The organism is Mesorhizobium sp. M7D.F.Ca.US.005.01.1.1 (assembly GCF_003952545.1).
GTDB classification, from domain to species: domain Bacteria; phylum Pseudomonadota; class Alphaproteobacteria; order Rhizobiales; family Rhizobiaceae; genus Mesorhizobium; species Mesorhizobium loti.
In genome coordinates, this window is sequence record NZ_CP034453.1 from 5,568,491 (window position 1) to 5,592,298 (window position 23,808).

General features: G+C 64.1%; 25 protein-coding genes and 1 pseudogene. 10 read left to right on the forward strand and 16 right to left on the reverse strand.

Translation table 11 applies throughout. The annotated features are described in order from the left end of the window. Positions 1-128: 128 nt before the first annotated feature. The 6 genes from EJ076_RS27100 to EJ076_RS27125 all read right to left on the reverse strand — a co-directional run bounded on the left by EJ076_RS27100 (position 129) and on the right by EJ076_RS27125 (position 7,361). A complete protein-coding gene (locus EJ076_RS27100; RefSeq protein WP_126069920.1) occupies positions 129-896 on the reverse strand; it encodes a dipeptide/oligopeptide/nickel ABC transporter ATP-binding protein in 768 nt (255 codons plus the stop codon). After that, the gene (locus EJ076_RS27105) at positions 893-1,882 is read right to left on the reverse strand and encodes an ABC transporter ATP-binding protein (RefSeq protein ID WP_126069921.1); all 990 of its coding nucleotides are present in this window, start codon (positions 1,880-1,882) and stop codon (positions 893-895) included. The genes EJ076_RS27100 and EJ076_RS27105 overlap by 4 nt, the downstream gene beginning before the upstream one ends. Beyond that, entirely contained in the window at positions 1,882-2,724 is an 843-nt protein-coding gene (locus EJ076_RS27110) for an ABC transporter permease (protein WP_126069922.1), read from the reverse strand. The genes EJ076_RS27105 and EJ076_RS27110 overlap by 1 nt, the downstream gene beginning before the upstream one ends. Then, complete coding sequence (locus EJ076_RS27115; protein ID WP_164548743.1) at positions 2,721-3,686, reverse strand: ABC transporter permease; 966 nt, start codon at positions 3,684-3,686, stop codon at positions 2,721-2,723. Before EJ076_RS27115 ends, EJ076_RS27110 begins: the two co-directional genes overlap by 4 nt. 72 nt (positions 3,687-3,758) lie before the next feature. After that, positions 3,759-5,300 (reverse strand): ABC transporter substrate-binding protein, encoded by a 1,542-nt coding sequence (locus EJ076_RS27120; protein WP_126069924.1) that lies wholly within the window; start codon positions 5,298-5,300, stop codon positions 3,759-3,761. Between the two features lie 36 nt (positions 5,301-5,336). Continuing rightward, positions 5,337-7,361, reverse strand: coding sequence for a CocE/NonD family hydrolase (locus tag EJ076_RS27125; protein ID WP_164548744.1), 2,025 nt, complete (start codon positions 7,359-7,361; stop codon positions 5,337-5,339). A 76-nt stretch (positions 7,362-7,437) separates the two neighbouring features. On the opposite strand from EJ076_RS27125, the gene betI reads away from it, so the two are divergent. Continuing rightward, a complete protein-coding gene (gene betI / locus EJ076_RS27130) occupies positions 7,438-8,028 on the forward strand; it encodes a transcriptional regulator BetI (protein ID WP_126069926.1) in 591 nt (196 codons plus the stop codon). A 143-nt stretch (positions 8,029-8,171) separates the two neighbouring features. Beyond that, complete coding sequence (locus EJ076_RS27135; RefSeq protein WP_126069927.1) at positions 8,172-9,227, forward strand: YeiH family protein; 1,056 nt, start codon at positions 8,172-8,174, stop codon at positions 9,225-9,227. Positions 9,228-9,292: 65 nt separating this feature from the next. Here EJ076_RS27135 and EJ076_RS27140 read toward each other — a convergent pair whose 3' ends face one another. After that, complete coding sequence (locus tag EJ076_RS27140) at positions 9,293-9,790, reverse strand: GAF domain-containing protein (protein ID WP_109660343.1); 498 nt, start codon at positions 9,788-9,790, stop codon at positions 9,293-9,295. 174 nt (positions 9,791-9,964) lie between these two features. On the opposite strand from EJ076_RS27140, the pseudogene EJ076_RS36170 reads away from it, so the two are divergent. Then, a pseudogene (locus EJ076_RS36170) lies at positions 9,965-10,192 on the forward strand (NUDIX domain-containing protein); the annotation flags it as partial. Between the two features lie 141 nt (positions 10,193-10,333). Here the strand turns inward: EJ076_RS36170 and EJ076_RS35320 are convergent. The 3 genes from EJ076_RS35320 to EJ076_RS27155 form a co-directional block, all read right to left on the reverse strand. Beyond that, a complete protein-coding gene (locus EJ076_RS35320; protein WP_164482308.1) occupies positions 10,334-10,492 on the reverse strand; it encodes a hypothetical protein in 159 nt (52 codons plus the stop codon). A 189-nt stretch (positions 10,493-10,681) separates the two neighbouring features. Continuing rightward, positions 10,682-12,313, reverse strand: a complete 1,632-nt coding sequence (groL, locus tag EJ076_RS27150; protein WP_109660339.1) for a chaperonin GroEL — start codon at positions 12,311-12,313, stop codon at positions 10,682-10,684. A gap of 100 nt (positions 12,314-12,413) precedes the next feature. Then, positions 12,414-12,743, reverse strand: coding sequence for a co-chaperone GroES (locus EJ076_RS27155; RefSeq protein WP_126069928.1), 330 nt, complete (start codon positions 12,741-12,743; stop codon positions 12,414-12,416). Positions 12,744-12,992: 249 nt separating this feature from the next. Between EJ076_RS27155 and EJ076_RS27160 the strand changes: the two genes are divergently transcribed. Together EJ076_RS27160 and EJ076_RS27165 are read left to right on the forward strand one after the other, a co-directional pair. Continuing rightward, positions 12,993-13,247, forward strand: a complete 255-nt coding sequence (locus tag EJ076_RS27160; RefSeq protein WP_109660335.1) for a hypothetical protein — start codon at positions 12,993-12,995, stop codon at positions 13,245-13,247. Next, positions 13,244-13,510 (forward strand): DUF1488 domain-containing protein, encoded by a 267-nt coding sequence (locus EJ076_RS27165; protein WP_056591303.1) that lies wholly within the window; start codon positions 13,244-13,246, stop codon positions 13,508-13,510. The genes EJ076_RS27160 and EJ076_RS27165 overlap by 4 nt, the downstream gene beginning before the upstream one ends. 31 nt (positions 13,511-13,541) lie before the next feature. Here EJ076_RS27165 and EJ076_RS27170 read toward each other — a convergent pair whose 3' ends face one another. The 4 genes from EJ076_RS27170 to EJ076_RS27185 all read right to left on the reverse strand — a co-directional run bounded on the left by EJ076_RS27170 (position 13,542) and on the right by EJ076_RS27185 (position 15,447). After that, positions 13,542-13,763, reverse strand: coding sequence for a DUF6500 family protein (locus EJ076_RS27170; RefSeq protein WP_109660331.1), 222 nt, complete (start codon positions 13,761-13,763; stop codon positions 13,542-13,544). Between the two features lie 52 nt (positions 13,764-13,815). Then, positions 13,816-14,007: a hypothetical protein gene (locus EJ076_RS27175; RefSeq protein WP_126069929.1), complete on the reverse strand. Its 192-nt coding sequence runs from the start codon at positions 14,005-14,007 to the stop codon at positions 13,816-13,818. 5 nt (positions 14,008-14,012) lie between these two features. Further along, positions 14,013-14,261 (reverse strand): hypothetical protein, encoded by a 249-nt coding sequence (locus tag EJ076_RS27180; RefSeq protein WP_245462894.1) that lies wholly within the window; start codon positions 14,259-14,261, stop codon positions 14,013-14,015. A gap of 121 nt (positions 14,262-14,382) precedes the next feature. After that, entirely contained in the window at positions 14,383-15,447 is a 1,065-nt protein-coding gene (locus EJ076_RS27185) for a sensor domain-containing diguanylate cyclase (RefSeq protein WP_126069930.1), read from the reverse strand. A gap of 304 nt (positions 15,448-15,751) precedes the next feature. On the opposite strand from EJ076_RS27185, the gene EJ076_RS27190 reads away from it, so the two are divergent. The 5 genes from EJ076_RS27190 to EJ076_RS27210 all read left to right on the forward strand — a co-directional run bounded on the left by EJ076_RS27190 (position 15,752) and on the right by EJ076_RS27210 (position 22,039). After that, complete coding sequence (locus tag EJ076_RS27190; protein ID WP_126069931.1) at positions 15,752-16,795, forward strand: LacI family DNA-binding transcriptional regulator; 1,044 nt, start codon at positions 15,752-15,754, stop codon at positions 16,793-16,795. 63 nt (positions 16,796-16,858) lie between these two features. Next, positions 16,859-18,106, forward strand: coding sequence for a sugar ABC transporter substrate-binding protein (locus EJ076_RS27195; protein ID WP_126069932.1), 1,248 nt, complete (start codon positions 16,859-16,861; stop codon positions 18,104-18,106). 177 nt (positions 18,107-18,283) lie between these two features. After that, on the forward strand, positions 18,284-19,207 hold the full coding sequence (locus EJ076_RS27200; protein ID WP_126069933.1) for a sugar ABC transporter permease: 924 nt from the start codon (positions 18,284-18,286) through the stop codon (positions 19,205-19,207). Continuing rightward, positions 19,207-20,064 carry a carbohydrate ABC transporter permease gene (locus tag EJ076_RS27205; RefSeq protein ID WP_126069934.1) on the forward strand — a complete coding sequence of 286 codons (858 nt, stop codon included), beginning with the start codon at positions 19,207-19,209 and terminating at the stop codon, positions 20,062-20,064. The genes EJ076_RS27200 and EJ076_RS27205 overlap by 1 nt, the downstream gene beginning before the upstream one ends. Positions 20,065-20,086: 22 nt before the next feature. Continuing rightward, positions 20,087-22,039, forward strand: coding sequence for a glycoside hydrolase family 127 protein (locus EJ076_RS27210; RefSeq protein ID WP_126069935.1), 1,953 nt, complete (start codon positions 20,087-20,089; stop codon positions 22,037-22,039). On the opposite strand, the gene EJ076_RS27215 is transcribed toward EJ076_RS27210, so the two are convergent. Continuing rightward, positions 22,026-22,748, reverse strand: coding sequence for a gamma-glutamylcyclotransferase (locus tag EJ076_RS27215; RefSeq protein WP_126069936.1), 723 nt, complete (start codon positions 22,746-22,748; stop codon positions 22,026-22,028). The genes EJ076_RS27210 and EJ076_RS27215 overlap by 14 nt on opposite strands. Positions 22,749-22,878: 130 nt before the next feature. Further along, on the reverse strand, positions 22,879-23,769 hold the full coding sequence (locus EJ076_RS27220) for a helix-turn-helix domain-containing protein (RefSeq protein WP_126069937.1): 891 nt from the start codon (positions 23,767-23,769) through the stop codon (positions 22,879-22,881). Between the last annotated feature and the right edge of the window lie 39 nt (positions 23,770-23,808).

Here is a 23,808-nt window from a genome sequence, read left to right on the forward strand (position 1 = left end):
ATTCCAGGAAAAGTGTGAAACGGTTTTCCCGGGAAAAGCGCAAAGCGCTTTCCCTTGGGAATTGCGTCAAACAAAGAATTAGAGCGGCTCGCCGTTTCCGTGAAACGGCGAACCGTTCTAGCCAGCGCTCAGCCCGACACTCCGGACTGCGTGACACCAGGCCACGCGGCCAGCAATTCGCGCGTGTAGGCTTCCCGGGGCGACTTGAACAGCGATCCCGCTTCGCCGCCTTCGACCACCTTGCCGGCGCGCATGACGACGGCGTTTTCGGCAATCAGGCGCACGATCGCCAGATTGTGGCTGATGACCACCAGCGTGATGTTGTCCGACCGCCTGATGTCCTGCAGCAGATTGAGCAGGTCGCCCTGCACGGAGACGTCGAGACCGGCGGTGGGCTCATCGGCAATCAGGATCGACGGCTTCATCAGCAACGCCCGCGCGATCGCCACGCGCCGCGCCTGGCCGCCGCTGATCTCGTGCGGGTATTTGTCGATGACACCTGGCGGCAGGCCAAGCCGGTTCAGGATGACGCCCAGCCGTTCATGCATTGCGCCATGCGGTTCCCTCAGCACCGTGCCGACCTCGTTCATCAGCGTGCGAATGCGGCTGCGCGGCGACAGCGATGCAGCCGGATCCTGGAAGATCGGCTGGATGAAACTGGCGCGTTGCTTGAGCGCCGCTCGGCTGTGCACCAGCGGATTGCCGAGAATGCGGATCTCGCCCTGGTCAAGCTTCTGCAGGCCGAGAACGGCGCGCATCAGCGTCGTCTTGCCGGAGCCGGATTCGCCGACGATGCCGAAACATGTGCCTTGCGGGATGGCCAGCGACACGCCGTCGAGCGCGGCGGTCTCGCCAAAGCGCAGTTGCGCATTGCTGATCGAGATCGCGTCGGTCATGGCGTCGCCAACCGAAGGCAGCGGGCCCTGTGCTCGGCCTCGTTGCCGACCCGATAATCGCCGGGGTTGATAACGGCGCAATCGTCGAAGGAAACATCGCAGCGTCCGTTGAAGATGCAGCCGGGCGGCCGCCGGCGCGGGTCCGGCAGGTCGCCTGATATCACCGTGAAGCGGTTCTCCGAGGCATCGGCTTGGCGCTCGCGGTCGATCGGCACCTCGCAGTCGAACAGCATGCGCGTATAGGGATGGCCGGGCTGGCGCTGCACTTGCCTCACTGTGCCGCTTTCCAGTCTTTCGCCGGCATAGAGCACCGAAAGCCTGTCGCAATATTCGGTGACCAGGCCGAGGCTGTGGGTGATCAAAAGCACCGCGCAGCCGATGCGGTCGCGCAGGCCGATGATCTCACGCATTATCTGCGCCTCGACGGTGACATCGAGCGCCGTCGTCGGCTCGTCGGCGATCAGCAGCGCCGGTTCGGACAGCAACGCCATGGCGATCACGACGCGCTGGCGCATGCCGCCGGACAGTTCATGCGGATACTGGTTCATCCGCCGCCGCGGGTTGCTGAGCTTGACCTTGTCGAGCGCATCTTCGGCCATCCCGACCCGGGCTTTGCGGTCGCTGCCGGGTGAGCGCCGGCGCAGCACTTCGCACAGCTGCGTGCCGATGGTGAACACTGGATTGAGCGACAGCATCGGGTCCTGGAAGATCATCGCCATGCCGCGGCCGCGCAAGGAGGCCGTCGCGTTGCGCCTGGTCAGGTCGAAGCTTTTGCCGTCGATCGTCGCCGTACCGGAGGTGACCTTGGCATTGTTGGCGAGCAGGCCCATCAGCGCGAAGGCGACGGTCGATTTTCCGCTGCCGGATTCGCCGACCAGCCCGAGCAGTTCGCCTTTCTGGATGTCGAGAGACACGCCACGCAGCGCATGCGCGGTGCCTTGCGGCAGGCTGTAGTCGACCGACAGGTTGCGCAGCGAAATCGCCATCAGCGCACCCCCGCCGACTTCGGGTCGATGACGCGCCGCAGCGCTTCGCCGAGCAGGGTGGCGCCGAGCGTGGCGATCGCCAGCACCAGCGCCGCCGCAACGGTTGGCCACCAGGATTGGTTGATCGAGATGAAGCCGTCCTTGATCAGCGTGCCGAGCGACGATTTCGGCGGTTGCACGCCAAAGCCGAGGAAGGAGAGCGAAGCTTCGAAGGCGATCACCACAGGCAGGTTCATGCTGGCCAGCACGATGATCGGGCCGGCGACATTGGGCAGGTAGTGCCTGACCACGATGGTGACGGGATGGACGGCCAGCATTCGCTCGGCCTCGATGAAGCTCAGCGTGCGCAAGGTCTGGGCGCGGGCGCGCGCCATGCGGCCGAATTGCGGAATGAAGACGACGGTGACCAGAAGCACGAAGGTGGCCGAGCCCTTGCCGTAGAGCGCGATCAGCGCGAAGGCGAGGATGAGCGGCGGGAAAGCGTTGACGATGTCGAACACCGCCGTCACCGCCCGGTCGACCCAGCCCCCGGCGATGCCAGCGACAATGCCGATCAGCGAGCCGATGACCGACGAGATGACGACGATCATCACCGCCAGCGTCAGCGCATAGCTCGTGCCGACCGAGGTGCGCGCCACCAGGTCGCGGCCGAGATTGTCGGTGCCCAGAAGATGCGTCACGCCCGGCGGCGCGAAGCGGGCCTTGATGTCGATGGCGTTCGGGTCGGGGCTGACCAACGGGCCAACCAGCGCGAACACCAGGATGAGACACGTGAAGGCCAGCCCAAGCCGGCCGTCGCGTTCCGAACAGATGCGTTTGAGCGTCGCGACCAGTCCGCTCATCCGCGGCCCGCCGCAATGCGCGGGTCGAGCAGCGCGTTGATCATGTCGACCACCAGATTGGCGACGATGTAGAAGGCGACGATGAACACCACACAAGCCTGCACGACGGGGTAGTTGCGCTGGGCGATCGAATTGAAGATCAGGCTGCCGATGCCGGAGCGGGCGAAGATGATCTCGACGACGACCGAACTGCCGATCAAGTCGCCGAGCCCGATGCCGAGGATGGATACGACAGGCACCAGCGCGAGCTTCAGCGCGTAGAGGCCGACGATGCGGTATTCGGAAACGCCATAGGCGCGCAGCGTGCGCACATGCAGTTCGGCCAGCGTGTCGAGCAGTGCGGCGCGCACAAGCCGCGAGATATAGCCGACCCAGCCGAGCGCCAGCGCCACGCTGGGCAAGATCAGATGCCGCAGCCGGTCCATGATGTCACCGGGGTTGCCGGCGCCCGCCACCGGCAGCCAGTGCAGGCCGATGGCGAAGATCAGGAACAGGATCACCGAGACCACCAGGGTCGGCGTTGTGATGAAGGAGATCGACAGCAACGCCAGGCCGCTGTCGAGCCAAGAGCCCGGTTTCAGTGCAGCGATGACGCCGATCGGAATGCCCACAACCAGAGCCAGCGCCAGGGCACTGAAGGCAAGCGCCAGCGTGTTGGGAATGACATCGAGCACGATGTCGAGGATCGGCCGGTGCGAAACGACATCCTCGCCGAAATTGCCGGTTGCGGCACGGCTGGCGAACAACCAGAGCTGCTCGACCATGCTGCGGTCGAGACCCATGTCATGGGTGATCTGGGCGCGCAGCTCCGGCGTCGCTCGCGGGCCGAGCATCACCGAGGTGAAATCCCCCGGCACCAGGCGCACCATCAGGAACAGCAGCAGCGTGGCGCCGGCGATGGTCAGCACCACCGACGCCAGACGGCTGGCGATGAAAGCAGCGGTCCGTTGCGACCTGGTCATGAACGCTCCGGGTCCGGCCCGCCACATCTGGTCATCTGGTCAACCACCCCTCCCAGGTCCACCGGTTTGACCTCACGCCTTGTCGAAGAACTCGAACTGCCAGTCCTTGCCATTGGGCAGGAACATCGGCTTCAGCCAGGCCGCGTCGACGAAGAAGTTGCGGCCATGCGTGATCCAGATGCAGGAGGCCGATTCATCGAGCAGCTTCTGCATGTTGATATAGATCGCCTCGCGCTTGGCCTTGTCCAGCGTCTCCAGCCCTTCCTGGTGGAGCTTGTCGAATTCGGGACTGTTCCAGCGCTGCCAGTTCCACAGGCCGATCTGGCTGGCGAGGAACCATTGCGTCTGGAAGCTCGGGTCGAATTTCGACGTGTAGGGGATGAGCGTCAGTTCGAGATCCTTGCTGGCATCGTCGGCGCCGAGCGCCCAGTAGGCACCGGAATCCATCGCGTTGATGGTGAGCGTGATGCCGACCTCGGCGAGATTGGCCTGGGCGATCTGCGCGACCGCCAGCGAGGTCGCGTCGTTGAGGCAGGTGAAGGTGAAGGTCAGCCCCGCCTTGCCGGATTCAGTGAGCAGCGCCCGCGCCTTGGCGACGTCCCTGGTGTAGAGCGGCGCGTCGGCCCAATTGCCGAGCAGGCCGGGCGCTAGCAGCGTCTTGGCGCGCGAGGTGGCGCCGGAATAGGCGCCCTGGATGATGGCATCGACATCGATCGCGAAGCGGATCGCCTGGCGCACCTTGAGGTCGGCAAGATCGCCCTTTTCGACGTTGATGCCGATCCAGGTGTAGTCGATGCCGGGAATGTCGATAACCTTGGTGTCCGGCAGGCCTTTGGCGGTGTCGAGCTGGTCGGCATCGAAAGCGGTGAAGTCGAGTTCCTTGGCTTGATAGGACAGGAAGGAGGTCTTGTGCTCGGGGATGATCTTGCCGGTGATCTCCTCGAAATGCGCCTTGTAGGGTCCCTTGTAGTCGGGATTGGCGGCGAGCACGAACTGCTCCTTCGGGCGCCATTCCTTGAGCACCATCGGGCCGGATCCGATCAGCGTCGTGGCGATCTTGTCGCCCAGTTGTTCGACGGCCTTCTTCGACAGGATCGCGCCTGACGCATCACAGATGCCGATCAGCCAGAGCGCCGCCGATGGATGCTTGAGGATCAGCTTGCCGGTGTATTTGCCGGTCACCTCGACCGATTTCAGCGCTTCCATGTCGTCGGCATAGGCGAGCTTCTTGCCGCTCTTGTCGCCGTTGATGTAGCGGTCGAACGAGTATTTGACGTCGTCGGCGGTCATCTCGCCGAAATCGCCGGTGAACATCTGGCCGGGGTTGAGCTCGAAGTCGAACTCGGTGTCGGAGATCTGCTTGATCTCCTTGGCCGCGTCATTCGTCCAGCTGGTCTTGCCCGGCTCGAAGCGCACCAGGGTCTGGCAGACCGAGCGGATGATGTTGCCTTCGGTGGTGCCGACGCGGTTGCCCGGATCGAGATTGCCGATGTCGGCATCGAGCGCGATGATCGGGTTGGTTCTGTCGGCCGCCCGCGCAAAGCCGATATAGGGCAGGATCGCCAGTGCCGACGAGCCGGCCAGGAATGTTCTGCGGTCGAGTTTCATGCGCATTTTTGTTCCCCTTTTTGTTGGCTGCACGTTTGTTGATTATAGGCAGTCGCGTGGAATGACCTCGTCGTAAGTCCGTTCGGCGAAGATCGTTCCCCGCTCATAGGCCTTGAGCCAGCCGCTGATGTGGAAACTGTCGCGGTCGCAGCTGACGGTGATTTCGCAATCGAGGCGCGCGTTCCAGTCCGGGCGGGTCAGTTCCTCATGGCAGGTCACTTGCGTCACGCAGCTCGTCGGGTTGTTGTCTGATATCCCATAGATCTTGCGGCGCCAGGAGGTGATCTCGGTGCCGATGTCCTCGAAGACGAAGCGGCCATCGTCGGACAGCGCCGTCAGTTCGGTGCGCTCGGTCGGCAGGTCTGTCGTCAGCGAGCGCAGCTGGCGAGCCGGCTCCTTGACCGTCACCGGACCCGGCTCGGCCCACAGCGCCTCCTCGAAGGCGACGGGCGCCAGGCCCTCCTCGCTGGCCAGGAGCGACAGATCGAGCCGGCAGCCCTTCGGGTCGAAGGTCAGCATGGTACGCTCCGGTGACGGCCAGGCCATCGGCCAGTAGGAGGACGAAATGGCTACCCGCAGCCTATGCCCTTTGGGGATGATCTGCGCCACCGGCTTGAAGTCAAGCTCGACATCCTCGAACTGTCCCGGCGTCAGCGGCGTTGGAAATTCGTGGCTCTCGCGGTGCGCCAGATTGAGCAGCGCAAAGGTGATGAAGGCCGAGGTGCCGTCGGGCGCCACATCGTTCAGCCTGACGCAGATCTGCGCCTGCGGTTTGTCCGACGCAACGCGCAGCCTGATTTTCGAGATGCCGGCAAGTGGCAGGTCGGCCGCCATCGCCGCGCTGTCGAAGCACAGCGAGCCGCCATCGTCCGCACGCTGGTCGCGCGCGCCTTCGGCCGAGATGCGGCCCTGGCCGTAGGGGCACCATTCTTGCCCCTGCACGCCGGTTGTGAGCGGCGATGAAATGGTCAGCGGCCCTGCCCCGTCGCCCTGCGTTTCGCCGAGTTTGCCGTCGCCGTTCAGCCAATAAGCCTTGCCGCCGATCTGTTTTGCCGGCCATTGCGGAAAGCCAAGCCAGCGGCCCGGCCGGACATCGATGTGCGAATGCGGCCTGGCATAGTCCATCAGATAAAGGCGCATATCGGGATCGCTGTCAGCGCCATTGTCGATCCCCTTCAGCCAATGATCGTACCAGCGGATGCATTCCTGCAGATAGCCGATTGCCGGTCCCGGCACGCCGCTGTTCGGCTCCTTGTGGCCCCAGGGACCGCAAAGGCCCTTGGCCGGTGCCTCGAGATTCTCGACCAGGTTGAAGATGGTCTGCGTATAGCCGTCGAGATAGCCGCCGACGGCCAGCACCGCGCACTCGATCGCGGAGAAATCCTCGCAGACCGAGCCCTGCTTCCAGAACGCATCGCGGCGCTGGTGCTTCAGCCACTCGGCGGCATGGTTCTTGTGGTCGTCGAGGCGGTCTCTCCACATCTGCCGCCAGCGATCCTCGCCGACGACGGCCGGGTCCGGTGGCAGTGCCGAATAGCCGAACAGCGCCCCACCCCAGCCGAAATTGTCGTTGATCACGAGGCCGCCATTGTAATGCGCGTCGCAGGCATAGCGGTCGTCGGTCGAGCACGCCGTGATGACCGCCTTCAGCTGCGGCGGTCGACGCGCCGCCAGCTGCAGGCCTGAGAACCCACCCCAGCTGATGCCGATCATGCCGGCGACGCCGGTGCACCAGGGCTGCGCGCACAGATGCGCCAGGATCTCCAGTCCGTCATCCTGCTCACGTTTGACATACTCGTCGTCGAGCAGGCCGTCGGAATCGCCGGCACCGGAAATGTCGACACGCGCACAGGCATAGCCATGACCGGCGAAGAAAAGATGCATCTCGTCGTCGCCGGTGCGCGTGCCGTCGCGGCGGCGATACGGTATGTATTCGAGGATTGCCGGAACGGGGTTTTCCTCGGCGTCATCAGGCAGGAACAGGCGGGCGGCCAGCTTGCGGCCGTCGGCAAGCGGAATCCAGTGGGTTTCGACCGTTCTGACCCCGGAAATGACGACGCTGGGCATGTGAACTCCGGCTTGGATTGAATGACGATATAATGTATTGAATGGCCAATCAATATACAAACGAGAAGGCATTGCAATGGCGAAACGATCAATCAAGGCGATGCGCCGCGACGAGCTGGTCGACGCCGCGATTGCCGTCGTCGGCGAGGAAGGCATGTCCGGCGCCACGATGGCGGTGATCGCCCGGCGCGCCGGCATGTCGGCTGGGCTGGTCAACCATTATTTCGACAGCAAGGAAGAGCTGATGGCATTGGCCATGCGCAACCTGTCGAACCTGTTTCGCCAGGATATTCTGAAGCTGGCGCCTGCCGATCCGACGCCCGCACAACGGCTGAAGGCGATCGTCGATGGCTCCTTCGCACCGCAGCACCTCGGCGTGCCCAAGCGCGCCGTGACCTGGATGCAGTTCATGATCGCAGCGCAGACCGAGCCGCGCATCAAGCATCTCTACCACCTGACCGGCGCGCGCTTCGTTTCCAACATCCGCTACGCCGTCAAACGGCTGGTTCTAGCCGACCGGGTCGACGACACCGTCGACGGCATCGCCGCCTTGATCGACGGCTTCTTCTGGCAGAGTGCCGGCGAATATGAAGAGGAGGACCTGGAACGGGCGCGCCGGATCTGCTGGCGCTACATCTGCCTGCTGATCCCCGGCGTCGAGGGATAGGAGGATCGCCACGCCGTCAGGCGTTTGCACTGCCAGCGTCCGAGGAATCATTCGTAAAAATCGATCGTTCTAACGAGAATAATTCGTTGGAAAGATCGGTGTAGGAATGACATTCTCCCAGCGTACCCGTCTGGAGCATTGCATTGTCTTCCGTTTCCCACTTCGCGAACGATATTCCGAAAAGCGCGTTTCCTGCCGATCTGACGCAAGGGCGAAAATCCCTCAACTGGAATGGCATCGTCCCCGGCATCGTCCTTGTCGCGATGATCACTGCCGTCGCCTTCTCGGCCCGCAACGTCTCCGGCTTCGCTTTGTTCAGCCCGATGATCCTCGCGGTGGTCGCCGGCATGATCTACTCCAACGTGCTCGGCACGCCCGCCCATGCCAAGGCCGGCATCGCGTTTTCGCAGCGCCGACTGCTGCGCTTCGCCATCGTGCTGCTCGGATTCCAGCTGACGCTTGGACAAGTTGTGTCGATCGGCGCCGGCGGCGTCGGCATTGTCGCGGCGACGCTTGGCGCCACCTTCGTTTTCACCATCATGCTCGGCCGGCTGATCGGCGTCGACGCCAAGCTGGCGCAGTTGATCGCCGCCGGCACCTCGATCTGCGGCGCCTCGGCCATCGTCGCCACCAACATCGTCACCGATGCGCGCGACGAGGACGTCACCTACGCCGTCGCCTCGATCACCTTGTTCGGCACCATCGCCATGCTCGGCTTCCCGCTTATGGCGCCCATGCTCGGCCTCGACCAGCACGCTTTCGGCCTGTGGGCTGGCGCTTCGATCCATGAGGTGGCGCAAGTCATTGGCGCCGGCTTCCAGAACGGCACCCAGTCCGGCGAGATCGCCACCGTCGCCAAGCTAACCCGCGTCGCCATGCTGGCGCCGATGGTCGTCGCACTCGGCCTGATGGCGCGCCGCAAGAGCGGCGATCAGACAGCCGCGCGGCCTCCCATGCCGTGGTTCGTCGCCGCCTTTGTCGCCGTCGTCGTGCTGAACAGCCTGGTCGGGGTGCCGGCCGAAGTCAAATCGGCAATGGCGCTTGCCACCACCATCATGCTGACCATGGGGCTCGCCGCCATGGGTCTGCAGGCCGACATCTCGCAGCTGCGCTCCCGCGGCCTGCGCCCGCTGGCGCTCGCCTTCTCGGCCTTCCTGTTCATCGGCTGCTTCAGCCTGATGCTGGTCAAGTTCGTCTAGTCTAGACCGGGCCAGGGCATGTTGAGATTCAGGTCAGGCCGGCCTCACCTGAATATCAATATGCCCTAATCCTCGAAGGAACTCGCCGCGGCATAGATCGCCGCCAGCGTCTCGATGCCGGCCTGGTCGGCCTTGTCGAAGCGGGCGGGCAGCGGGCTGTCGAGATCGAGCACGCCGAAGACGCCGTCATCGTCCTCGAGCAGCACCACCAGTTCCGAGCGCGAATCGGCGTCGCAGGCGATGTGGCCGGGAAAATCATGTACGTCCTTGATCAGCATCGAGGTGCCGAGCTCGACCGCGGTTCCGCACACGCCCTTGCCGACGGCGATGCGCACGCAGGCCGGCTTGCCTTGGAACGGTCCGAGCACCATTTCCTCGTCCGACTGCAGGAAATAGAAACCGGCCCAGTTGAGGTCCGGTACCATCTGGAAGATCAACGCTGCGGTGTTGGCGGCGTTGGCGATCGAATCGCGCTCGCCCTCGAGCAGCGCCTTAAGCTGGGTGGCGAGGTCACGGTAGAACGCGGCCTTGTCCGACGTGTCGATGGCCTTGGCCGCAAACATGAACTTGTCTCCCTATCGAGAATCGCGGTTTCGTCTCGGTCGCCTGCCAAAATCTGGCAAGCTCCGCACCAAACGACCACAGATGATACTAGCGTGAATTCCATCCCCTCCGAAAGCCGCAAGATCAGGATTGCCGCAGCTGTGATCACGGATGCGTCGGGCAAATTGCTGCTGGTGCGCAAGCGCGATACCAACGCCTTCATGCAACCCGGCGGCAAGATCGAGCCGGACGAGGAACCGGTCGATGCCCTGGTGCGCGAATTGCGCGAGGAACTCGGATTGGTGATCGACCCCGGCATCGCCGCCCGGCTCGGCCTGTTTTCGGCTAAGGCGGCCAATGAGCCGGATTACACGGTCGAAGCGGAATTGTTCGCGCTCACTTTTGCCGCACAGCCGATCGAGAGCCAGCCGATGCCGGCCGCCGAAATCGAGGAGATGATCTGGCTGGACCCGCAAGCGACCGACGGCATCGAACTCGCGCCGCTGACACGCGACGTGGTGCTGAGGGTTGAGCGGAAAGTAGTGGCGTACGAGCCGCAGCGCTCACATCGGGCGTTTGGGTTCGCTCTTCGCTGGCGTTGCCGTGTCGGAGTCGGATTTCTTGTGCTTGTCGGCGGCAATCCTGCGGATACGGTCGAAGCGGCTTTCCTCGGTTTTTTCGGTCGTGACGACCGTCTCTGGCTTCCGCACGAACGTGATCATGGATCCGTCTCCTGGGCTAGAGGCCTGCACGCCGGGAGAAAATCCCCCGGCGGTAGTCCCGGCTCTTGGAACCGGCGTAGAAGATTCAGGTCAGGCCGAGCCGAAAACGGTGGTTTCCGAAAACCGGAGCGGAGCGTACTTTTGGGTACGGAAACCGGCGTTTGCAGGCCGGCCTCACCTGAATCAGGATCAGTAGCCGCCCATGCCGCCGCCGCCACCACCTGCCGGTGCTGCATCCTTGGCCGGAATGTCGGTGATCATCGCTTCGGCGGTGATCAGCAGGGCCGCGATCGAGCCGGCATCCTGCAGTGCGGTGCGCACCACTTTCGCCGGATCGACGATGCCCGCCTTGATCATGTCGACATAGGTCTCGTTCTGGGCGTCGAAGCCCTGATTGTGGTCCTTGCTGTCGGTGAGCTTGCCGACGACGATCGAGCCTTCGACGCCGGAATTCTCGGCGATCTGGCGGATCGGCGCTTCGAGCGCCCTAAGCACGATCGTGATGCCGGCCGTGACATCGGCATTGGCGCCGGTCAGGCCGCCAAGCACCGAGCGGGCACGCAGCAGAGCCACGCCGCCGCCGGGCACGATGCCTTCTTCAACCGCCGCGCGCGTTGCGTTCAGCGCGTCGTCGATGCGGTCCTTCTTTTCCTTGACTTCCGACTCTGTGACGCCGCCGACGCGGATGACGGCAACGCCGCCGGAGAGCTTGGCCAGCCGCTCCTGCAGCTTTTCCTTGTCGTAGTCGGAGGTCGTCTCCTCGATCTGGCCCTTGATTTGGGCGACGCGCGCCTGGATCGTCGCCTTGGTGCCGGCGCCGTCGATGATCGTGGTGGTGTCCTTCTCGATCAGCACACGCTTGGCGCGGCCCAGCATCTCGATGGTGACGTTTTCGAGCTTGATGCCGAGGTCCTCGGAGATCATCTGGCCTGATGTCAGCACCGCGATGTCTTCCAGCATCGCCTTGCGACGGTCACCGAAGCCCGGCGCCTTGACGGCCGCGACCTTGAGGCCGCCGCGCAGCTTGTTGACGACCAGCGTCGCCAGAGCCTCGCCCTCGACATCCTCGGAGATGATCAGCAGCGGCCTGCCGCTCTGCACCACCGCCTCGAGGATCGGCAGCATTGCCTGCAGATTGCCGAGCTTCTTCTCGTGGATGAGGATGTAGGGCTCTTCCAGCTCGACGCGCATCTTGTCGGCATTGGTGACGAAATAGGGGCTGAGATAGCCGCGGTCGAACTGCATGCCTTCGACGACGTCGAGCTCGGTCTCGGCGGTCTTGGCTTCCTCGACGGTGATGACGCCGTCATTGCCGACCTTGTCCATCGCCTTGGCGATCATCTCGCCGACGCTGGCATCGCCATTGGCGGCGATGGTGCCGACCTGTGCGATCTCGGCCGATGACTTGACCTTCTTGGCGCGCGCCTGGATTTCCTTGACCACGGCGGAAACCGCCTGGTCGATGCCGCGCTTGAGGTCCATCGGGTTCATGCCGGCGGCGACCAGCTTGGCGCCTTCGCGCAGGATCGAAGCGGCCAGCACGGTTGCGGTGGTGGTGCCGTCGCCGGCCAGGTCGTTGGTCTTCGAGGCGACTTCGCGTACCATCTGCGCGCCCATGTTCTCAAACTTGTCGGCAAGCTCGATTTCCTTGGCGACGGTGACGCCGTCCTTGGTGATGCGCGGCGCGCCATAGGCCTTGTCGATGATGACGTTGCGGCCCTTGGGGCCGAGCGTGACCTTCACCGCATTGGTGAGGATCTCGACGCCGCGCAGCATGCGGTCGCGCGCATCGGTGGAGAATTTGATTTCCTTGGCAGACATGATTTTTTATCCAGTTCGGTTGAGGAAGGCAGAGCCCTGCCCTCCATGATCAAAGCCCGGAGTGTCCCTTGCGCATCCCGAAGGACACGCAGCGCTCCAATCAGGCGGCCTTCTTGGCAGGCACGGTCTTCTCGACGCCGGTTTTGTCGATAACGCCCATGATGTCGGCTTCCTTCATGATCAGAAGGTCCTCGCCGTCGATCTTGACCTCGGTGCCCGACCATTTGCCGAACAGGATGAAGTCACCGGCCTTGACGTCGAGTGCAATCAGCGCGCCGTTTTCGTCGCGTGCACCCGGGCCGACGGCGATGACTTCGCCTTCCTGCGGCTTTTCCTTGGCATTGTCGGGAATGATGATGCCGCCCTTGGATTTGATATCGCCTTCAGCGCGACGAATGACGACGCGGTCGTGGAGTGGCCGAAATTTCATGGGAACTTCTTTCTGGGGCCGGCACAGGCGGCCACGCCCGTCCTTTATAGACGCGTTGGCACTCGATAGATAGGAGTGCCAAAAATTATTCGCGGGCCAGATTAAATATTCAAAAGTATTATTTCGGCCAGCCGTTTCGTGCTATCCGCAGAGTGTCAAATAATTCAAAAGATTGAATTTTGCCGATCGAGTGCCTATTTATCGGACAAGTTCACTTTCACGATTTCAGGCACAAGGGAGATTTCTTCGATGGCCGAAGGCAATCAGACGATCATGGAAAAAGCTGAAGCCCGCTTTGTCGACAAGCAGAAAAAGACGGCGGAGAAAAACAAGGCAACCGCCGAATACATGTCCGAGGCAAGGGCCCGGGAGATCAAGACGGCAAGGCTGAGGGAGCTGCGGCTGGCCAAGGAAGAGGCCGACCGCGTCGCTGAAGCCCTGAACCCGACGCCGAAGAAGAAGCGGGTGACCAAGAAGGCCGCCGCCACGGAGGTCAAGACATGAGCCTCACCTTCCCCAACCGCAGCCGCAGCTATGACGAAGCCGGCAAGCGCATCCGTTTCGTCGGCCATGACGGCATGTTCCAGATCTCGTTCTCCGTCGCAGCCGACGCCATGGCCAAGATGCGGCCGGGAACCGCGGCCGATGAAGCCGGCTACCTCCAGACATTCGACACCGAGAGCAGCGCCATCCGCGAAGTGGCGGCAAAGGCCTACGACCGCACCCACAAGAGCATGTATGTGCTGACGGCAGCCGATTTCGGCTGATCAGCCCAATGCATGTCGCTCAAAACAAAGATTAAAGATCCATCTCCTCGACCATCGCGCGTATCTTCGCAGCCTTTTCAAAATGGTCGAGGCGGTGCGTTCTGATCCACCATTCGGCGGCTTCCATCAGGAGTTCGGGGTCGTCGTTCCTGTTGGCGAAAAACGCGTAGAACGACACGCCGACGCCGGCCCCCTTCTCGGAGATCTTGCGGTCGCAGACCTCCAGTATCTTCTGCTTCAGGCTGGCTCTCACGGGAATCCCTTGATTTGCGGTGCGGCAGGCTTCTGCCGGCGGCCGGTACGGATCAGGCCTTGCGCTCGGCCCGCTCGCGGCGTTTGACGTCGCGGACATTCATCTGCACGACCATGTCCTCGGCCTCACGCGGACCCATCCCGACCATCACCTTTTGCCGGACCACGGCAGGCTGGCCGGTGAAGACGTCGATGATGCTCCAGCTCTGGGGGATCTGCATGCGCAGCGTGTAGCGGTTGGCCATGCCGGTCAGCCCTGCATCATGAAAAACACGGCGCCCAGGATCAGCACCGTCCAGGCGATGACCGACAGCTTCAGCATCATGCCGCCATGCGCGGCCACCAGCTCCCGCAGGCGCGACACGACACCCGCCGACGACGCCGGCGCCACCAGGGCGACAGGCGCCTTGAGGCCAAGTTTTCCAAAGACGGGCAGCAGCGACGGTTCACGCACGAAAATGACCTCGAATGTCGGGAAGAGCGGAGCAAGGACGCTCATGTCCCTTCCATAGCACTCTTTTCGCGAGCGCCCTGCATGCCAAATGCAAATGGGCGCCACCGACTGTGGAAGATGTGCGGGCCAGGTCGGCGAGGGCTGTAGAACAAACAGCCGCCAGATCTCACGCCGCGGCGCTGCGGCCTCTCACGCCGGCTTGCGCCTTGAAGATGCGGAACGTGTTGCGCCCTGCCGCCTTGGCGGCATAGAGCGCGGTGTCGGCCTGCGCGAACAGATCGCAGTGCGCGCCCGCTTCAGCGAAGGCGATGCCGACCGAGGCGCCGAGCCCGAGCGACTGGCCACAGGCGGCGACCGGCTTGCCCATCGCCTCGATGATGCGGCGCGCCAGACCCGAGACCGCGCCACGATCGAGATGCGGCCCAACCAGCACCGCGAACTCGTCGCCGCCGACGCGGGCCACCAAATCGGCCTCGCCGCAGCCGGCGGCAAGCCGCTTTGCCGCTTCCTTCAGGCATTCGTCGCCGACGACATGGCCGAACGTATCGTTGACGGCCTTGAAGCCGTCGAGGTCGACCAGAAGCAGCGCGCCGAGCGGGCGGCCCTCGTCGGCAAGCGCAAGCCGCGCTTGGAACCGGCCGCGATTGGCAAGCCCCGTCATGACGTCATATTCGGCGAGATAGCGCATCCGGTCCGACAGGATCTTCTCTTCGGTGATGTCCTGCTTCATGCCGAAGATGCGCACGGGAACGCCCTCCTCGCACTCGACGGTCGCGGTGATGCGGATCCAGCGGCTGCGGCCGGCGAAAGTGGTGATCTCGGCATCGAGATTGAAGCCGCTGCGCTCGGCGATCGCGCGGCCGCGCAACGTGTCCAGCGCCTTGCGCGACTCCGCCGGGTAGCACTTGACGATCTCCGAGCGATCGAGCGCCGAGCCGCGCGGCAGGTCGAACAGATCATAGACCACATCGGTCCATGCCAGCTGCTCGCCGGGCAGGCTGCATTCCCAAACGCCGAGCCGCGCGGCGACCGAGGCGCGGTCGAAAATCTTGCGGCTGTGCGCCAGCGAAAGTTCCTGGCTGGCGATCAGTGCCGCCTGCGCCGCGAGCTCCGCCTTGAGCCGGGCGATGGTGGCCGCGTTACGGCGGCGTTCGTCGGCGCCTTGCATGGCCGCCGTCACGCCGGCGCGAGGCCGCGCCGGGCCTTTCGGACTGTAGGGCGTATCGGACATGGCGGGGCTCTGCTGTCTTGGCGGGAGACCACCATGGCGCGCAAGCGATTAACACTTCGCTGACAATCGGTGGCTACTCGCCCCCGCTTTGCGGGGGCGAGGAACCCAAGCCTTGCTATCTCTGACCTTTCTCTCCACCCACGGAGCTCCAACCCACTTTTCCCCTTGAACGACCTCCCGATCTGGCCTAGCCTTGACTTGAGAAAAGGTTTTTTCAAACAGTTCCGATCAGGCTTGGCCATGTGCCGGGTCTTTTTTCGGACCTTAAGAGAAAACCTTTTCCCAACTGAGGATTTTCGGCGCGATGCCATCGGACGATCTGCCTGTCCCGGTCTTTTCCAAGCCAGTCACCTTGCGTGACGTGGCCGCGCAGGCCCGCGTCAGCGTCGCGACCGCCTCGAAGGCGCTCAACGACCAGGGGCGCATGACGGCCGAGACGCGCGAACGCATCCGCGAGACGGCCCGGCGTCTCGGCTTTCGGCCCAACAGCCTGGCGCAGAGCCTGCTCAGGCGGCGCAGCTTCACCGTCGGCCTGCTCACCAACGATACTTATGGCCGTTTCTCGCTGCCGCTGATGTCGGGCATTTCGGACGCGCTGGTCGACAATGGCGTCTCGGTGTTCCTGTGCAATGTCGAGGAAGATCCGCGCCTTGGCCAGATGCATGTCGACGCCATGCTCGACAAGCGCGTCGACGGCATCATCGCCACCGGCAAGCGCATCGACCGCCATCTGCCTGTCGACCTCTCCAATCTGCGCGTTCCGGTCATCTATGCCTTCACGCAGCCCGATCCCGACGCCATCGCCTTCGTCTCGGACGACGCCGAAGGTGCCCGGCTGGCGATCGAGCATTTCTGTCGGCTGGGTCGCAAGCACATCGCCCATGTCACCGGACCGGCGAGCTTCGCCGTGGTGCATGCCCGCGCCCAGGCTTACCGCGACGTGCTGATCGAAAACGGCCTGCCGGTCACCGAGCCGCTGCTCGGCTCCTGGTCGGAAGCCTGGGGTCACGAGGCGGTGGCGCACCTGTTCGACGGCAAGAGCGAGAGGCCGGATGCCGTCTTCTGCGGCAACGACCAGATCGCGCGCGGCGTCATCGATGCCTTGCGCGAGCGTGGCTTGAGCGTTCCCGGCGATGTCGGCGTTATCGGTTTCGACAATTGGGAGATCGTGGCCGAGGCGACGCGCCCGCCGCTGACCTCTGTCGACATGAACCTGGTCGCACTCGGGCGCGAGGCCGGGTTGACCCTGCTTTCACTGGTCGGCGGCAAGCCCGCCGCGCCGGGCATTCGAAAACTGCCGTGCCGGCTGGTGGTGCGTCAGTCATGCGGCCATCCGCTGGATGGCTGAAGACGAAGCGCCGCGTGATCGGCGCCAAGCCGCGAAGCGCGGCCAACCCTGGAGGAGGAGAACATGAGGAACCTGATTGCCAAACTGGCCCTGGCCACTGCCGTTCTGGGCAGCGGGCTTGGCACTGCCGCCGCCGAGACGGCCAACATCTGGGTGCGCGCCGACGGCTCTAATTTCATGCCGAGGATCGTCGACGCCTACAACAAGGCGCACACCAACCAGGTCAAGCTGGACATCATCCCCAATGCCGAGATCATCCCGAAATATGGTGCTGCGGCCGCTGGCGGCACGGCGCCCGACGCGCTGTCGCTGGACCTGATCTACACGCCCTCCTTCGCCGCTGCCGGCCAGTTGGAGGACATCACCGACTGGGCCAAGTCCCTGCCCTATTTCGCCAGCCTGTCGCCGGCGCATGTGAAGACCGGAACCTACAAGGACCACATTTACGGCCTGCCCTTCTCCGCCGACGCCTCGGTGCTGATCTGGAACAAGAAGCTGTTCAAGCAGGCTGGCCTAGACCCTGAAAAAGGCCCGGCCAACTGGGCCGAGATCGCGGCCGACGCCGAGAAGGTCAACGCACTCGGCGGCAACATCAAGGGCTTCTACTTCTCCGGCAATTGCGGCGGCTGCAACATCTTCACCTTCACGCCGCTGATCTGGGCATCTGGCGGCGACATTCTCTCGGAGGACGGCTCCAAGGCGACGCTGGACAGCCCGCAATTGCGCGGCGCCATCGATCTCTACCGCTCGATGGTCAAGAAGGATCTGGTGCCGGCAGGCGCGCAGACCGACACCGGCGCCAACTTCTTCGCCGCCTTCGCCGCCGGCAATATCGGCATCTCGCCGTCCGGCGCCTTCGCCATCGGCGCGCTCAACACCCAGTATCCCGATATCGACTACGGCGTCACCTTCCTGCCGGGCAAGGATAGCGGCTGGTCGTCCTTTGCCGGCGGCGACAATTTCGTCGTCACCAAGGGCACCACGAAACTGCCCGTGGTGAAGGAGTTCCTCGATTTCGCCTATTCGCTCGAGGGCCAGACGATCCTCGCCAAATACGGCAGCCTGCCGGTGCGCGGCGACATCGCCAAGGAGGCGCTGAAGGATCTCGATCCACGCTACCAGATCGCCGCCGAGGCAATGGCCAAGGGCCGCACGCCTTATTCGGTGGTGTTCAACGACCTGATCAACTCCGCCAACGGGCCGTGGACGCAGATGATCAACGAGGTCTTCTTCGGCGACGATGTCGACGGCGCGATCGCCAATGCGCAGGAGACGATGCAGTCGATCATCGACCAGGCGCCGCAGAAATAAGCGCCAACCCCACCTCCCCCTCGAGGGGAGGTCGGACCGCAGGTCCGGGTGGGGTCGTCTCGGCAGTGCTCGACGTTTCTTGATGTCGGCGCGCTGCAGAGACGACCCCACCCCCGGCCTTCGGCCGGACCCTCCCCTCAAGGGGGAGGGGGACGCAGTGCCAACGGAAGAGCAGCCATGACCGTCATCACCGCAGCAACCACCGCCCCGCCCCGCGCCCGCAAAGTCGCCGGCCGCCGGCAGTGGATCGGCCTGCTTTATGTCGCGCCGGCTGTTGCGCTGGTCGTCGTCTTCTTCCTGATCCCGCTCGGCATGACGGCGTGGATGTCGCTGCACAACTGGCCCTTGATGGGCGAGCACAGCTATATCGGCCTCGGCAACTATGTCGCCATCCTGCGCGACACCAGGTTCTGGAACGCGCTGCGCTTCACCGCCTACTACACCGTGATCGTCACCATCGCGATCTTCGTGGTGGCGTTTCCGCTGGCGCTGTTCGTCGAACGGCCGCGGCCGCTGACCAATCTCTATCGGACCATGTTCTTCATGCCGGCGGTTGTCGGCTTCGCTTCGGCCAGCCTGCTGTGGTCGTGGCTCTTGAATGTCGATTCCGGCCTGTTCAGCCCGGCCGCCTACGACCTTGGCCTGATCGACAGGAAGTTCAACCTTTTGGCCACCTTCCAGCCGGCCTTCTGGTCGATCATCGCCATGGTCGTCTGGAAGGTCGCCGGCTTCACCATGATCATCCTGATGGCCGGCCTGCAATCGATCCCGCAGGATCTGCAGGAGGCCGCCGTCATCGACGGCGCCGGGCCTTTCGCCAGGTTCAGGGCGATCACCCTGCCGCTGATGCGCCGCACGCTGGCACTGGCGCTGATCCTGTCGGTCGCCGGCTCGATCCTCGCCTTCGACCAGTTCTACATCATCCTGCGCGGCGGCCCGCGCAACCAGACGCTGACGGCGGTCTACTGGATCTTCAACCAGTCCTTCGTGTCGTTCAAGCTCGGCTATGGCGCGGCTTTGTCGATGGTGCTGCTCGTCGTCCTGGTGGCGCTCAGCCTGGTCCAGCTGTGGCTGCTGCGCAAGCCCGAGGGGCTCGACTGATGGCGCAGGCCGCCTCCCGCAACAGCCGGCTTCTGGCCCGCATCGGCGAGCATTCGACCGGCATCATCGCCTCGGTGCTGTTTGCCGCGCCGATCGTGTGGGCCGTTCTGTCGGCGTTCAAGCCGGCGCAGGAAGCACGCCAGCCGCCGCTGCCGCCCTGGCCGACATCAGGCTTCTCGCTGGAGAACTATGCCACGCTCAACAGCTTCGGCGACGGGCTGTGGGTCTCGGCACAGAACAGCATCTACGTCTCGGTGATGACGGTGGTGCTGTCGGTCGCAGTCAGCGTGCTGGCCGGCTACGGCTTTTCGCGCTTCCGGTTTCCGTTCAAGGACCTGTTCTTCATCCTCATCCTGTCGACGATCATGATCCCGTTCCAGTCGATCCTGACGCCGATCTTCCTGGTGCTGACCAAGCTTGGCCTGCACAACACGCTGACCGGCCTCGTCGGCGTCTATGTGACGCTGCAACTGCCGTTCTCGATCTTCATGATGCGCAACGCCTTCGACGCGGTGCCGCGCGAGATCGAGGAAGCCGCCCGCATGGACGGCGCCAGCAATCTCACCATGCTTTTGAAGGTGATGCTGCCGCTGGTCTGGCCGGGCGTCGTCACCATCGCGCTGTTTGCCTTCCTCGGCGCCTGGAACGAATTCCTCGCCGCCCTGGTGCTGATGACCGACCAGTCGAAATTCACGCTGCCGGTGATGATGACCGCACTGCAATCGGGCCGCTTCGGCGCCATCGACTGGGGCGCGGTGCAGGCGGGCGTCACCGTGATGATGGTGCCCTGCCTCATCCTGTTCCTGGCCCTGCAGCGCTTCTACATCCGCGGCCTGATGGCCGGGGCCGTCAAATAGACAGACCGAATGGAGTAAGTTCATGACCGCATCGCCATCCGTAAAATCGGCCAAGCCAAAGCTCGCCTTCCGCCCGCTGCCGGTGCCGCAGGTCGACGTGCACGGCTTCTGGGGCGACCGCGCCGACGCGGTCGCCACGCGCACCGCCGACATCCTCTACGAGCGCTGCGTCGAGGCCCGTATGCTGGAGCAGATCGACCCGGACCGGCCCTCGCCCGGCGTCGTCATCCCCTTCCATGTCAATGACGGCTTCACCGCCCGCACCGTGACGACGCAGATGTTCTGGGATTCCGACTGGGGCAAGACCATCGAAACCGCGGCCTATTCGCTCTACCGGCGCAAGAACCCGGAACTGGAGAAGAAGATCGATGCCGTCATCGACATGTATGAGAAGCTGCAGCAGGAAGACGGCTATCTCTCCAGCTGGTACCAGCGCATCCAGCCCGGCCTGCGCTGGACCAATCTGCGCGACTGCCACGAGCTCTATTGCGCCGGCCATCTGATCGAAGGCGCGGTCGCCTACTACCAGGCCACCGGAAAACGCAAGCTGCTCGATGTGATGTGTCGCTTCGTCGACCATATCGCCACGGTGCTGGGGCCGCAGCCCGGCCAGAAACATGGCTATTGCGGCCATGAGGAAATCGAGTTGGCGCTGGTCAAGCTGGCACGGGTGACAGGCGAGCGGAAATACATGGAGCTGGCGAAATACTTCATCGACGAGCGCGGCCGGCAGCCGCATTATTTCGACGAGGAGGCCCGCGCCCGCGGCGCCGATCCGAAGGATTTCCACTTCAAGACCTATGAGTACAACCAGTCGCACAAGCCGGTGCGCGAGCAGGACAAGGTGGTCGGCCACGCGGTCAGGGCGATGTACCTCTATTCGGGCATGGCCGACATCGCCACCGAGTATGGCGACGACACGCTGCGCACCGCACTCGACCTTCTGTGGGACGATCTCACCACCAAGAGCCTCTACATCACCGGTGGGCTCGGACCGTCGGCGGACAATGAGGGTTTCACCAGCGACTACGACCTGCCCAACGAGAGCGCCTATGCCGAGACATGCGCCGCGGTCGGGCTGGTGTTCTGGGCCAGCCGCATGCTCGGCATGGGACCGAACGCGCGCTACGCCGACATGATGGAACGCGCCCTCTACAATGGCTCGATCTCGGGCCTGTCGCTCGACGGCTCGCTGTTCTTCTACGAGAATCCGCTGGAAAGCCGGGGCGCCCACAACCGCTGGAAATGGCACCGCTGCCCCTGCTGCCCGCCCAATATCGGGCGCATGGTCGCCTCGATCGGCAGCTATTTCTACAGCTTGGCCGACGATGCGCTGGCCGTCCATCTCTATGGCGACTCGACCGCCCGCTTCGACATATCAGGCATCCCGGTCAGCCTTGCCCAGGCGAGCCGCTATCCCTGGGACGGCGCCGTCGAGATCACGGTTGAACCACAGGCGCCGGTCGAGTTCACGCTGCACCTGCGCATCCCAGCCTGGAGCGCCGCCGCCGAGCTGAAGATCAATGGCGAGGCGGTCAAGCTGGCTGAAATCACCAGCGACGGCTACGCCGCGATCCGGCGGACATGGAGAAAGGGCGACCAGGTGCGGCTCGATCTCGAAATGCCGATCGAGCGGCTCTATGCCAACCCGCAGGTGCGTCAGGATGCCGGCCGCGTCGCGCTGTCGCGCGGCCCGCTGATCTACTGCGTCGAGGCATCAGACAATGACAGCCAGCTGCATCGCGTGTCCCTGCCAAGGACGGCCAGCGTCGAAGCACGGCACCGGCCGGAGCTTCTCGGCGGTGTGGTGACGCTGTCGGCTACAGCACTTGCCGACGCCGCCGACGGTTGGCAAAGCGGGCTCTACAGGCCCGAGCCGCCGGCCACCGCCGAGACGCGTCTGACCGCCATTCCCTACTTCGCCTGGGACAACCGCGAGCCCGGCGAAATGCTGGTATGGCTCAGGGACGGGTGAACGACAGGCGTCCGATCTCCTCGGCCACCAGCGCCTGCAGCTGCCACAGATTGCGGTCGCGGATGCCGCAGGCTTCGAGGTGGCGGATGGTCTCGAACAGATATTCCGCGCCCGATCCCCAATGGCCGACGGCTGTCGCCAGCGTCGCCGCGATCGCCTGCTTGTCGAGCTTGCCGGCATAGCGCGGATTGGCCGGATCGACGACGAAGCCGAGCGCGCGGCAGATACCACCTTCGGTCCTGACCTGCAGCCAGCGCGGCACGTTGACGGCTGGCAGGATGGTCATCTCGCGGCGCAGCAGCGCTTCGAGATTGGCCGCCACCGGCTCGGCGATCTCGAACACCATGCCCTGGCATTGGCCGCCACGATCGAGCGCCATCATCAGGCCGGGCTGCTCGAGCGTGCCGCGAAAACGCTGCACCGTGAAGCAGAACGAGCGGTGCCAGCCGGTCGCCACCGCGCGTTCGCCGCCGCTCACCTCGCCTGCGGGTTTCCACAGCAGCGAGCCATAGGCAAACAATTTCAGCGGCCCGGCTGGAGCCGTGGCAAGCACTTCGTCGCGGATGCGCGCATAGTCCGCATCGGTCATGTAAACCATGCCCGGCGTCGGCCCGGCATCCTCTACCGCGCGCATGGTGCGGGCAACGAGGTCCGCGGTCAGAGCCATCGGCGCCTTGCGTGGTGGTGCGGTGGAAATCGGCTTGTTCATTCTTGCGCCTCGGGCATCGTCGCCATGTTGCTCAAGGCAAGGAGATTCTCAAGGGACGGCCGGACACGCGGACTCAAAATCTGAACAGCCACGCCCAACCGCCTGAAAGGATTCGTAAGTATCGACTATCCTAACGCCCCGGCGCCGCACTCAGTTCGCTGCGCCGCCAGGCGGCCGGCGAGATGCCGACCGAGCGCTTGAACTCGCGCCCGAAATGATAGACGTCGCAGAAGCCGCAGGCCTCGGCCACTTCGGCCAGCGGCTGGTCGCCCTGCACCAGCAGCGACTGCGCCTGCATCAGCCGCTCGCGCATCAGCCATTGGTGGGGGCTGGTGCGCAGATGTTTCTGGAACAGCCGCCTGATCTGCGAGGCGCCGAGGCCGGTAACGGTGGCGAGGTCCGGCGCCGTCCAGGCGGAGCCGGGCTCGGCGCGCATGGCGTCGAGTGCGGCGGCAAGCGGCTTCGGCAGATCGTCATTGCCGGCGCCGTTCACCGCACGGTCGACCAGAAGCAGGAATTCGGCGACCAACTGGTTGAGGCGCAGGTCGAGCCCGGCGTCGCGTCGCCGCAACGCCGCGAACAGCCGCTCGAACCATGGCGCCGGGCCGGTGCCTTCCGTGAACACGGTCCGCAATATCCCTTCGCCGAACAATTTCCGCCGCAGGATAGCCGGATCGGGCCCATCGAGCCTGAACCAGAGCAAGGTCCAGGGATCGGCCGGATCGGCCGCGTGCACATGTGGCGCCTCGTTGGCCATCCACACCAGCTGGTTGGCGCGCACCTCCAGCCTCTGCCCCAGCGTCTCCACGAAACCCCGGCCCGACAGGCAATAGAGGATGTCCTGGCCGGGATAGACGGGCCGTTCGATGCGGTAGTCGGGCGCCGCGGCGACCTTGCCGGCGCGCAGCACGCTGAACGCCGTGCGCGTCCATCCGGCCGCCGGCACATAGTGGAAACCCTCGAAAACCGACGTCTTTGCCATCATGCGCGTTTTATACAAAACGAGTGCCTTGCTGTCCATTTTGTTCGCTTCCAAGCGTCGCTATGGTCGATCTCAAGA